Genomic DNA, 12,263 nt, shown 5'->3' with positions numbered 1-12,263 from the left:
TACACTATGGAAACATTCTGGAATCAACTCGGCGAACCTGAGGAGCAACTCGATGAACTGCTTTGGGAGGTCTATCATGAAAATTCGAAACTTACGACTTTAAATAAAAGTGTTGCCCTTAACGAACTTCAGGCCAAAACACTTGACCTGATTGTTAGCCAGGACTATGCGGGCTTTCCGAAAGTTGCCCTGCCTGACTTACCTGTTCAACCCGATGCTTCGCTTTGGCAAATCATGCACGAGCGCACCACAGCCCGAACAGTGTTACCCAAAAAAATGGACGTCGATGCGCTGGCTACCCTACTGTATAGTGGTTACGGAATCAATCGTACCAATGCCGACACCGAGTTTCCGCATCCATTCCGGACGGTTCCATCGGCAGGGGCTTTATATCCGCTCGAAATCTTTTTTCACCACACCTATATTGAGGGATTGGAAATCGGCTTATACCATTACAATCCATCAATGAACTCCATTAGTCTTCTTCAGCGGGGAGATCAATCCAGGGCATTACGTGATGTATTTATTCAGCCGGAACTGGCATTCAATTCATCAGCTATGTTTTTCGTTACAGGCTGGTTTGAGCGAATAACCTTTAAATATGGCGAACGTGGCTACCGCTTTGCGCTTATAGAAGCCGGCCACGTTGTACAAAATATGATTTTAGCCGCTAAAGCTCTCGGTTTCGGTACAGTGCCGGTTGGTGGTTTTTTGGATCATCGGGCCGACGAGTTTCTGAAGTTAGACGGTGTGACGGCCTCTTGCTTATACTGCCTTGCTCTTGGTGATAATCAAGATAACGCTTAATGAGAATGCCTGTTTTTCAACGGAACATAAGCCCCCCGATATTAACCGGCCTTGTTTGCACTAATCTGGAACAGCTCTTAAGCTATCTGCACAAACACGGCTACCCGGTTAGCTATTGTTTTGCAGATTTAAGCAAAGGAGCGTGGCAGGCTAATCAGGTTGCCTGTGAATGGGCCAGTCAGTTGCAGCTTGAATTGAGTCCGATTAACAGAAGTACTACCGGGGGGGCAATGGCGGCATCGGGAAAGATGTTATCGTTTTCACAACTTGTCAGTACGGGAATAGACGCAGAAGCTCAGGGACAACCCGCTTTTCAGAAGAGCCTTTGTCTGGCCCGGCAGTTGCTGGCGCAGGTAGAGATGCCACCACAAACATTTGTTGCCATATTGGGATGTGATAACTGGTTACTGGCCGACGAAAATGGTATTTTTCTGAACCTCTTTTGTCAGCTTATCGCTACAACCAGTCATAAACTGATTGTGGTAGCTGTTACAGAAACGTCGTATACAAACCTTCGTATTAATTGGGCACACTGTACCAACGAACATACACCTATTGCCAATGTTCCTTCGCTGCCGCTCCCCGTTTCGTTAGTACCTGGTATTGGCAACCCGGCTATCGCTATAAATCCTTCTGGTTGCTACCAACTACAAGGTAATTGCTGGTTGATCCCCTTTGGTTATAAACAACCTACACCTAACCCGAAGCTGGATTTTGATAAACTTACTCAGCCTGCGTATCCTGACTGGATACGAGCCTATGGTCAATATTGGGGCAATACGTATTTTGCTGATGTAGATTTCCTGACCAGTTTTGCCTGGCAGCAATTTGCAAAAGGCTCTCTAAGTATTTGTTTGCGTTACCTGGAAAAGGCGTTTAGGATTTGTCGACAACCCGCCAAACAGGCCGCTATTGCTACGCAGGTACAAGGTATTCGGATTGCCTGCTGGCTGTTTGCCGACGTGGCCGGTCAGCCCGATCCTGCGCCCGGTATTCCAGAGGCTTTACAGCAGTTTCTGCTGCTTGCCAAAGCCTGGGGGGCTACCATGGTTAACCAGCTCGATACTGCCAAGCGCTGCTTTGAGCAACTTAAACCCATTGATGAGCATTTGCCCGAATACGCCTACCTGCTCAATATCAAAGCGCTGTATGAATTAAAAAACGGTAACGCAGATCAATCGTTACGCCTGGAGCAGCAGATTGCCCGTGTTCAACAGCAATACCTCGCCAGCGATTACCAGTTGGCTTTTGTTAATGCCATTAATACCGCCCGGCTTTATCGGCGAAACAATGAATTTTCTCTGGCCCAACAACACTATCAACGTGCTTTTGATACCAGTAATGGTTTACGGACTGAGGGTGATATTGTTTATATTAATCTTCAAAAAGCTGCCTTGTTGACTGAAATGGGCCAATCCGAAACGGCCTACATTCACTGGCTGAAAGCCGCCTTATGTTGGCTGATAATGCCTGAACCTGAGACGATTACAAAGCGGACGGCTGCCATTATTAAGGAGCCTGCCAATAACCAGTTACCACTGACACTGACAGCTTATCTTCTAAAAGCAATTCAAGCGCATCCAAGGTATCAACAGGCCCGTGGCGTATACAGCGAACCTACGCCGACCTTTGTAGGTAGCCAGTATTTAACCGCTTCCGACCTTGGCTTGATTAATCAGGGAATAGGTGTCTTCTTCAGTTCAACTCCTCAAACCAACCCTATACTAGATCCATTATTTGATTCACTTCGAACCGTTGTTTACAAAGCTCTCCGTCATTATTTAGGACCGTCCGAGATGTTTCACCCTGCAACGGTTATCGTTGGGCTTTACGCGGATACGGATATAGCCTGCAATCTGCCCGAAATGCTAACCGTCGCGTTAGTTGAGCGTCCAGTTTGTTTTCAGGTAGCGAATCAGACCGTGACACTTTCCGAGCTTGACTATACCAACCTGATTACGTCGGCTACGCTCCAATTACACAGAGGAATCAAAACTGTTGATATACAACCAGCGGGTGAGGCCATCGTTTCGTTCAAACGGTACAGAAGCCCGTTTCAGCTAAATGCCTTACAGACAGAACGTTTACAACGAATACAAAACGAGCCAACTGCCAAACACGAACTACAGAACGATCCTGTTTTACAGACACTCATTCATCAGAAAATACTTGAAATTGAAATCTCAACAGAATCATGCAAAAAGGCTGGTATCAACTTGGATTTGAACGCGATATTAAGCAATCCATCACTGTTGGCGATGTAAGCCAAGGGACAATTATGCTGCTTCGCGAGGGCCAAACCTTCCGGGCCTATAACGCTTTTTGCCCACACCGAGGGGCCAATCTTGCCATTGGCGGCAAATTGGTAGGCAATACGGTCATTTGCCCGTTTCATGGGTGTGCTGTTGGACTCCAGCACCCTTCCGAGGAGGGATACTCTTTAACAGAATACAAGCTGTTATCGATAGGCGGGTGTTTGTTCGTACATACAGATCCCTTATCTGGTGATTTTGGGTTTGAAGAACGTATGGTAGCCCTCGATCAAGACCATTATATTATTCCAGGCTTTGAACTCGTGATGAATGTTACGCCAGAAATGGTTATCGAAAATGCATTCGATCAGCTCCATTTCCGAACAGTGCATTCAATCCTGAACGAGCCGGTATTTACGGTCGACCCGGCCAGTACGGGAGCCTTCCGTATCGACGGAACGTTCGTGCTACCCCTTTCGGCCTGGCAAAAAGGTCGGCCGGGGCAACAGTCCATTGACGTTCCTTACTCGGCAACAGCCTACAGCCCCTTTTTAGTCGTATCGAGTTTAGGCGGAGATCAGCCGTATACGGTCATTACCTCTGCCCGGCAAAATCGTAACAATCAGACGTGCATAAGTCTGTCAATAGCCGTTCCGATACCCGAAAATGGAGCACGACCCGACCTACAACAGTGCCGATACCTGATCGACCAAAGTCGGAAAGGGCTCGAATTAGATAAGGTTATCTGGGAAAATCGGTCACTAAGTTTCAACCGACTACGAACTGAAGAAAAAGCAGTAATAGGTTTTCAACGGTTCTGTCGTCAATTTAACTGATAAATGTCTGAAGATCAGCATTGCCAAATTGAAGGGCTTACCTGGCGAATTCGACAAAATGCCGGTCCCACTATCTTATGGCTTCATGGCTATACAATGAATAACCAGATTTGGTCAATAATCTGGGATAAGCTACCTGGTTATTCGCACCTTGCCCCCGACTTGCCCGGTCATGGAAGATCATGTGGAATTCAGGAGATACAAGGGCTCGAACAACTTGCAACCCAAATTGCTCAAACTGCCCGTTCGCTGAATGCTCAGTACCTGGTTGGGCTTTCATTTGGAGGGATCGTAGGTTTGCAAATTGCCATTCAATATCCCAGTTCATTTATGGGTATGGTGTTGAACTCGTCTCCTGTGGGTGGGATGGATGTGGACTTAGACGCTCAGACAAAAAACCTTGAGTTGGTACGGCTTTATCAGGAGAAAGGCAACGGGCCCTGGCTAACCGAAGCCTGGATAAAAAGCCCTCCACATATTTTTACCGGAATAAAACAATCTGAAAACTGGCCATTTTTATTACAGGCTATTGAGCAGCATCGTTGGGAAGAACTTGCCGACAACCAGTTCGCCCGCTTTCTGGCCCATAGACAGTTAGTCCCCGCGCTCAGGTCCATCGACTTTCCTTGTCTTTATCTATTAGGCGACGAAGATATGTCTCACATTAAACGAAGTGCGGAACTCCTCAAACAGCAATACAAAAAATTAACTCGTAAATATTTAGAAGGCTGTGGACACCTGGCCTTGTTTGAAAAACCGGCAACTACGCTTTCATTGATCAATGAGTATTTTCTAAGCTTAACGTGAATAACCGGGCCGACGAGAGCTAGAACTACTTTATGCATAGCTTTTGTCCGCGTTATATAGCAGTCGACACTAAACGTTAACTACAGAGCCCCCGTTAACGTTTGGTGTCGACTGTGTACCTGATAATCCGGAGTTGAGCTAATGTCAACCTGTATTCAGCTATTATTCACAATACCCATTATAACTCAATCTCAGCGTCGAGGTTGGTAAAGGCTATTTCGCCGTCGTCGGTCAGTTCCATCAGGACAACTGAGTCTTTTTTGACCTCGCCCGAGAGAATGCTCTTCGACAGCTCATTGAGTATCCGGCGTTGCATCACTCGCTTCAGCGGGCGGGCACCAAACTGCGGATCGAAACCTTCTTCGCCCAATTTGGCTAGGGCTTCGTCGGTGGCGTCGAGCTGGATACCGTTTTCGGCCAGGCGCTGTTTGATCTGGCGGAATTGAATGTCGACAATCTTGCGGATGTTGGCCTGGGTGAGCGGTTCGAACATCACGATCTCGTCAATCCGGTTCAGGAATTCGGGGCGGATGGTTTGTTTTAGCAACTCCATTACCGCCGACTTCGCTTCTTCCAGCACCAGCGAGTGGTTCCAGCCTTCATCTTCGGCGAATTTCTCCTGAATCAGGTGGCTGCCAATGTTGGAGGTCATGATGATGATCGTGTTCTTGAAGTTTGCCACACGTCCTTTGTTGTCGGTCAGGCGACCATCGTCGAGCACTTGCAGCAGAATGTTCCAGACATCGGGGTGGGCTTTCTCAATTTCATCGAGCAACACCACCGAGTAAGGTTTCCGGCGAACGGCTTCCGTTAACTGGCCACCTTCGTCATAACCCACGTATCCCGGAGGGGCACCAATCAATCGGCTGACGGCGTGGCGTTCCTGGTATTCCGACATATCAATCCGAACCAGTGCGTTCTCATCGTTGAACAGGTACTCGGCCAATGTTCGGGCTACTTCGGTTTTACCGACCCCGGTTGTACCCAGGAAGATAAACGAACCAATGGGCCGTTTGGGGTCCTGCATACCGGCCCGGCTCCTGCGAACTGCATCGGCCACTACCTCAATGGCTTCGGCCTGTCCGGCTACGCGTTTGCCCAGTTCTTTTTCCAGATTGAGCAGTTTTTCGCGGTCACTCTGGAGCATTTTCGACACAGGGATGCCGGTCCATTTGGCTACTACCTCGGCTATGTCTTCTGCTGTCACTTCCTCCTGCATCATCCGGTCCGACGAGTTGGTATCGTTACCTTCTTTCGCCAGGGAGTTCAGTTTGTTTTCTATCTCGGGAATCCGGCCATACCGAATCTCGGCTACTTTACCATAGTCGCCGGAACGTTCGGCCTGTTCGGCTTCAAAGCGTAACTGATCGAGTTGTTCTTTCATCGTCCGCCCTTCGTTGACCGATGCCTTTTCTGTTTCCCATCGGGCTTTGAGGTCGTTCCGTTGCTCGCTCAGGTCTTCGATTTGCTTGTTTAGCACGGTTTCCTTTTCCTTGTCGTTTTCGCGACGGATGGCTTCCCGCTCAATCTCCAACTGCATAATCCGGCGGTTCAGTTCGTCGAGTTCTTCGGGTACGGAATCCATTTCCAGACGGAGCTTGGCGGCTGCTTCGTCCATGAGGTCAATGGCTTTATCGGGCAGAAAACGGTCGGTGATGTAACGGGTTGAAAGTTCAACGGCCGCAATAACCGCATCGTCTTTGATCCGAACACCGTGGTGGAGCTCGTACTTATCCTTGATCCCGCGAAGAATCGAAATGGCATCGGCCATATCGGGTTCGTCGACGACAACCGCCTGGAAACGGCGTTCGAGGGCTTTATCTTTCTCGATGTATTTCTGGTATTCTTTCAGCGTGGTGGCACCAATGGTATGCAGTTCGCCACGCGACAGGGCTGGTTTGAGCAGATTGGCGGCATCCATTGCGCCTTCGCCACCGGCCCCGGCACCAACTAGCGTGTGAATTTCGTCGATAAAGAGAATGATTTCCCCGTCCGAATCAGTAACCTCTTTAATAACGGCTTTCAAACGTTCTTCGAACTCGCCTTTGTACTTGGCACCCGCAATGAGCAAACCCATGTCGAGTGAGACGATGGTTTTGGTTTTCAGGTTCTCCGGAACGTCGCCCGAAACAATACGCTGGGGGGCGAGTCCTTCAACAATGGCGGTTTTACCGACGCCCGGCTCACCGAGCAGGATCGGGTTATTTTTGGTACGGCGGCTCAGGATTTGCAGTACACGCCGAATCTCCTCGTCGCGGCCAATCACCGGGTCGATTTTACCTGTTCGGGCGCGTTCATTCAGGTTAATGCTGTACCGCTCCAGAGATTGATATTTTGCTTCTGCGTTCTGGTCTTTCACCGAATTTCCTTTTCTAAGTTCGTTGATGGCCGCTTTCGTTTTTTTCTCGTTGAAACCGGCGTCTTTCAATAACGTTGCAATTTGGTCTTTGCCGCCCATTAGTCCCAATAACATCAGTTCGACGCTTACAAATTCGTCGCCGAACTCTTTGGTGTAACTGGTGGCTTTGGCAAAAGCAGCGGCTGTATCGTTGCTCAGATAGACACCATTCGTACCGCCCGATACTTTCGGGTAGGTAGTCAGAATAGCCTGTAGAGCGGCATTGGTATTTTGTAAATTAACGCCGGTCTTTTTGGCGATGAATCCGACAACGTTTTCATCTTCCGACAGAATGGCCTGGAGCAGATGCCCCGTCTCAATACTTTGCTGGCCGTTGCTGGCCGTTGCCGAGGGCAATCTCCGATGCCTTCTGCACGACCTCCTGTGCTTTTATGGTGTAATTCTTAAAGTCCATGATGGTAGTTAGGTTGTTCGCTGTTGCGATTGGGTTGTTAACTGTATGACTACTTAGTAACAAATCATGTACCGCGCTGGCTTTTCGGTCAATTTGGCTGGAAAATGGTCCTTTCTGGCTCGTATTGCGCCATTATGGCGTTTTTTAATAGTATAAACAAATGCGAAAGTGGAAATTATGACGTGAAGAACCGAGGGTTAATGTACCGCATATGTTCAGCCCCGGTAGGGAACGGCCTGTATAAAAATATACGCTGGACCAGGGCACCCCAATGGGATTACCAAAAATCACATATAAAAAAGCCGCCTTGTTCTCACAAGGCGGCTTTCTTTTAATCGAGCCCTTCGGCTTCTATAGGCTTCATTCGCTCCCGGGCAATCCCAGCCTGATGGGGTTCCCATGTTTCGATTGGGCTACTTATCAATTCAGCTTTGGTATCTTCTACTGTATACTCGTCAAATTCGTGGAATTTGCCTTTAGGGAGCCAGTACGCCAGTAGTCCAACGTAAGCAGCCGCCAGCATGGCCGCCGTCCACCCAACCACAGGCTGCTTTTCCCACTGCCGTGTGGCAATACCGCTAAACCCAGCTACGAAAGGTACCATGTACCAGGGGTCGTTAAGTCGATTGGCAATGAGGTAGCCCGCCCCGGCGGTGGCACTCAGAATTCCTGCCGAAACGGGTTCATCACGCTCCTCATCGGGCTCCCAGGCATTTAGTGTCAGTATGGTATTCGGTGTGCCGACAACCGTTGCCGCCGTTAGCCAGCCCGCGTATAAACTAACCGGAATACGGAGGTACTTTTCGGGCCCCGACACGTCGGTTTTGCCAATTTCCAGACTCTGATGCAGGCCCAGAGCGGCTGGCAGGTTAAACTTGGTTGTCAGGTCGGAAATGATAATGCTTTGGGGATCATTCTGGGAGAAGAATCGACCAAAAATGGCGTTGAGCGTCCAGCTCGCCAGCCACCAGGGCAACGCCTTCTGGTACCGGGGGTTGTTCTCCTGCGAAGGCAGGGCCTGATGAACCATCAATGCCCCCAAACCTGAATATATCGTCGACCAGACCACACCAAATGCCCAGCCTGCCGGTACGATCATGTTTTTCTCGAAGACCTCTTCGTACTCTACCGGCACATCGTATTCATATTCTGATCCGCTCTGGTCGGCATCATGACGGGCCTTACTTTGTTGCCGTGACCGGCTGCTGGATGTGGTTGTATAGATGATGCTGCCAACGGCAAAGACCGCCGTCGCAATTCGCCAAAATGATGAGTTTTTCATGCTATGTTGAGTCTGAAATGAATGAAACCCAATAAGCGCTTACACGGGCTTATTGGGTTAGTTGATTCGTACAGTCCGGTTACCTTATGCGGTTATCTCTTCCAGCATTTCCTCTTCCTTGTGGGCAAATTTCTCTGCTTTGCCTTTGGTGGTCTGGTAGGCGTCTACAACGCTGTGAGCCACTTTATCGAACACCGACGACAAGGTGTTGGATAAGGCATCGCCCGCCGATTTTGCTTTGTATTTGTACCGTACTTTGTCGTAAGGGCTGGCGTTTTTGTAGCCAATGGTCAGCGCAATACCCGCAATCACGGCAATACCGAAGCCAATGCCCCATGCAAGCGAAATCATGGGTTCTTTCTCTTCGGGTTCCGGCTTCTGCGACATCTTATCGCGCATCAGCGCGGCCAGTGCCTCCTGCGGGGCTACATACGCCATTACTTCGTACGATTTGTTTTTCAGTCCGCCCGGTACAATCTTAGGTTTACCCGCCATGAGAGCGTCATAACCGGCTTTCGCAACCATAACGGGGTCTTGTAGCTCGTCGGTTATTTTGGTGTTCTCAGCATTCGCCTTGTTAAAGAAATCGGTATCCGTAGCATTTGGCAGCAGGGCCGTAATGCTTACGTTCGTGTCTTTCAACTCGTTGACCAGCGATTGCGTGAAATTATAAACATACGCTTTCGTGCCGGCATAAACGGCCATCAATGGCGAAGGGGTAATAGAAAGGAGCGAGGCAAGATTCAGAATTTTACCCTCGTTACGGGCCAGCATATCGTACAGAAACAACTTGGTCATTTGCGTTAGCGACAGCACGTTGAGATGAATCATCGACTTCTCCCGCTCCCAGTCGGTGTCGGTAGCAAACAGACCATACAGACCAACCCCAGCATCGTTGACCAGTACATTGACGGTAATGCCCTTTGCTTTTACCTGGTTATAGACATCCTGCGCGGCATCCTCCTGCGCCAGGTCTTTGGTGATGACGGTAACCTGGTCAGTACCGTAATTGCTTTTGAAGACTTCGCCCAGCCGGTCGAGTTTTTCGTCGCTGCGACCTACTAAAACCAGGTTATAGCCATCTTGTGCGAAGAGCTTGGCAAGTTCCTGACCAATGCCGCTGGAGGCACCGGTAATCAGGGCAGTTTTTCCTGTCTCTGAATTCATAATCTAGTATTGTTTAGTGAGTACACACTTCCCCTAAGGAACTGCAACCAGCGAAAGTTGTTTTAACAGCCCGGTGTTTATACGCAGTCCGTAGTCGAATTTTTCGGGACAAAACGGGTCTGTCCGGTGTTCTGTTTATAGGTACAGATCACGATGTTATGAAAACGATACAAGGATTTATTATGCTGTTGCTGGTGGGGGTAACCGCCTGTTCGCCCTACCGTATTGTGCGAAATGAACGCGACAGTGCAGCCCCCTGGACTTCCTACCGAACTTTTGCGTTTGTAGATACCAGTCGGGTTGATCCCGCACCGGGAACAATTGAGTTCCGCTCCACGATGGAGCAGGTTAAACGGGCCGTTGCAACTGAGTTGACAAAGCGGGGCTATCGGCCAGTGAGTGATGATCGGAGTACGGGGCAGCCTGATTTACTGGTAAATATCGGGGCGGTTGTGAATGAGAAAACACAAACCCGGCCCACAACAATTTACGAAGCGCCCCGGTATATCGGCCAATATCGGTATCACTGGCAAAGTCAGGACGTACCGGTGGGTACCTACCGGGAAGGTACGCTTAGCTTGCACATTGTTGATGCCCGAAAAGAGAGCCTTATCTGGGATGCCGCCGTATCGAGTATACTGGGTAAAAAAGGCGTCACATCGGAACAGATCAACGACGCTGTCAGCAAGGTATTTACGAAGTTTCCCGGTATTAACTCATAACAATCGGGGCGGCCTATTAATAGGCCGCCCCGATTGTTATCGTATCGGTTATGATGGAGTTCCTACTTTGTTCTGTTGCTGAATGCTGGCGAGAAGATCGGCATAGTCTATAGCTATGCCCAATTAGGTTCCGCTTTTTTGTTGACTGGGTTTTGAGAATGTTGCTGTTACTTAACAACAACCCGCATCACGATTTTTCGCATGGATGGCTTCGGAACTCTGGATGTGTCGTTTCGCATGACACCCGTACCCCGCCCAATGGCATCGACGCGCTGGAAATTGATGCCCGAAGTAATTAGTTGCTGCTTGATCAAATTGACCCGTTTAAAAGATAATCCCTTGTTCGTTGTTCCGCCCTGTGCATCATTCGCATAACCAACCAACTGAATCTGTAACTGTGGATACGTTTTTAACAGCGTCGACAACTCGTTGATAGACGCCTGCGAAGTGGCCGTCATCGACAACGAACCCGGCTGAAAGGCAATTCCGGGAAGCGCAAAAAAACGTCCCTTGGGTAAGGTTGGATTGGTAAGATAGGGCGTCATTTCACGGGTAAGGCTTCCGGCGGCTGCTGGCGTCGCTGTGGCCGTTGCTGCGATAGCCGTTGTTGCCGATTTAGGGGTAGTTGCAGCTGGCTGCTCTTTAGGAACGGCCAGCGACCGGGTTACGGTATCTGCCTGAATCGTGTCGCTGGTAACGGTAGCAAGGTCAGACGTTTCTTCCTGTCCATCTGAATACTTTTGGGTGTTCTGATAAAGGTAATACCCACCGAAAGCCAGCGCCAGTGCGAATAGTATACCAACTCCCCACTTTGTCAGTGCCCCGTTGTCGCTATCCGAATCGTCGGCGGCATCATAGGCTATCGTTGGGCGCACAGGCGCTGCCGTTGCAACGGGCTTACCGGGCGCTTCTGCCGGTGTGCGCCGGGCAGGTCCGGCTGCACCGGCAACAATTTGATGAAGGCCCACTTTGTCCACCAGTTGAGGCATAAAGGACTCGGGCACGATGTTGACAAAAGACTCCCGTTCGGTAAACAGGGTGGCTGCCAGACCATCTGCGTCCAGCTTTTGCTCTTTTACCTGTTTGCCAAGTACCTGAAGAACAATGGTTGTTGTTAAGCCCAACAGCGAAATGGCCGATGAGTTGCGGATGTTAGCATAGCCCGAAATCATGCTGCCTATTGAACTCTTCATGGCTGGCAGCAGATGGCTAATAACATCGTTGCCCTGCGTAATGAGCATGTTTGTATGAGCAGGGTCACGAAGCACAGTTGCCAGATTATCCAGTGGGGTGCCGTCGTAACGGCCTTTTTGAATATGGTTAAATAGTTGATTGACGCCAATTTCACTGGTTGTGCGTTTCATTAACCCCCCCACAATTGTATACACAAGGCCATCAACGGCCTTGCTTGTTTTTTCGATAGGTTCGTCGATATAGGTAGCTATACGAGACAAAACCTCCGAGTTTAAAACATTAGTCAGATTAGCAAATAAATTCATAGGACAATGACTCAATCAGGCAAGAAATAGTGCTTATCAAGAAACACGCAGCCAAAACAACACGAAGCACCTTGGGAT

Annotated in this window: 8 protein-coding genes and 1 pseudogene; 5 read left to right on the top strand and 4 right to left on the bottom strand. The window is 49.3% G+C overall.

Annotation, left to right across the window (positions count from 1 at the left end; all coding sequences use genetic code 11):
* Positions 1 to 6: 6 nt before the first annotated feature.
* From NT073_RS26245 to NT073_RS26230, 4 genes are read left to right on the top strand one after another with little or no spacing between them, the layout of a single operon-like run.
* Complete coding sequence (locus NT073_RS26245) at positions 7 to 807, top strand: SagB/ThcOx family dehydrogenase (RefSeq protein ID WP_297379600.1); 801 nt, start codon at positions 7 to 9, stop codon at positions 805 to 807.
* Positions 808 to 812: 5 nt separating this feature from the next.
* Positions 813 to 3,071, top strand: coding sequence for a tetratricopeptide repeat protein (locus tag NT073_RS26240; RefSeq protein ID WP_297379597.1), 2,259 nt, complete (start codon positions 813 to 815; stop codon positions 3,069 to 3,071).
* Positions 3,002 to 3,895 carry a Rieske 2Fe-2S domain-containing protein gene (locus tag NT073_RS26235; protein WP_297379595.1) on the top strand — a complete coding sequence of 298 codons (894 nt, stop codon included), beginning with the start codon at positions 3,002 to 3,004 and terminating at the stop codon, positions 3,893 to 3,895. The genes NT073_RS26240 and NT073_RS26235 overlap by 70 nt, the downstream gene beginning before the upstream one ends.
* Before the next feature lie 3 nt (positions 3,896 to 3,898).
* Positions 3,899 to 4,702: an alpha/beta hydrolase gene (locus tag NT073_RS26230; protein ID WP_297379592.1), complete on the top strand. Its 804-nt coding sequence runs from the start codon at positions 3,899 to 3,901 to the stop codon at positions 4,700 to 4,702.
* A gap of 178 nt (positions 4,703 to 4,880) precedes the next feature.
* On the opposite strand, the pseudogene clpB reads toward NT073_RS26230, so the two are convergent.
* From clpB to NT073_RS26215, 3 genes and pseudogenes are all read right to left on the bottom strand, one after another.
* Positions 4,881 to 7,515: pseudogene (gene clpB, locus NT073_RS26225) on the bottom strand (ATP-dependent chaperone ClpB).
* 331 nt (positions 7,516 to 7,846) lie between these two features.
* Positions 7,847 to 8,797, bottom strand: coding sequence for a TspO/MBR family protein (locus NT073_RS26220; protein ID WP_297379591.1), 951 nt, complete (start codon positions 8,795 to 8,797; stop codon positions 7,847 to 7,849).
* Positions 8,798 to 8,881: 84 nt separating this feature from the next.
* Positions 8,882 to 9,964 (bottom strand): SDR family oxidoreductase, encoded by a 1,083-nt coding sequence (locus tag NT073_RS26215; RefSeq protein ID WP_297379589.1) that lies wholly within the window; start codon positions 9,962 to 9,964, stop codon positions 8,882 to 8,884.
* Between the two features lie 158 nt (positions 9,965 to 10,122).
* Here NT073_RS26215 and NT073_RS26210 point away from each other — a divergent pair, with 158 nt between their 5' ends.
* Positions 10,123 to 10,686, top strand: a complete 564-nt coding sequence (locus NT073_RS26210) for a DUF4136 domain-containing protein (protein WP_297379586.1) — start codon at positions 10,123 to 10,125, stop codon at positions 10,684 to 10,686.
* Between the two features lie 167 nt (positions 10,687 to 10,853).
* Here the strand turns inward: NT073_RS26210 and NT073_RS26205 are convergent, their stop codons facing one another.
* Complete coding sequence (locus tag NT073_RS26205; protein ID WP_366107849.1) at positions 10,854 to 12,140, bottom strand: DUF937 domain-containing protein; 1,287 nt, start codon at positions 12,138 to 12,140, stop codon at positions 10,854 to 10,856.
* Positions 12,141 to 12,263 lie beyond the last annotated feature (123 nt).

Source organism: Spirosoma sp., from assembly GCF_026391055.1.
In the GTDB taxonomy this organism is placed as follows: domain Bacteria; phylum Bacteroidota; class Bacteroidia; order Cytophagales; family Spirosomataceae; genus Spirosoma.
The sequence above is the reverse complement of the archived record's forward strand: the minus strand, read 5'-3'. Positions and strand labels throughout refer to the sequence as shown.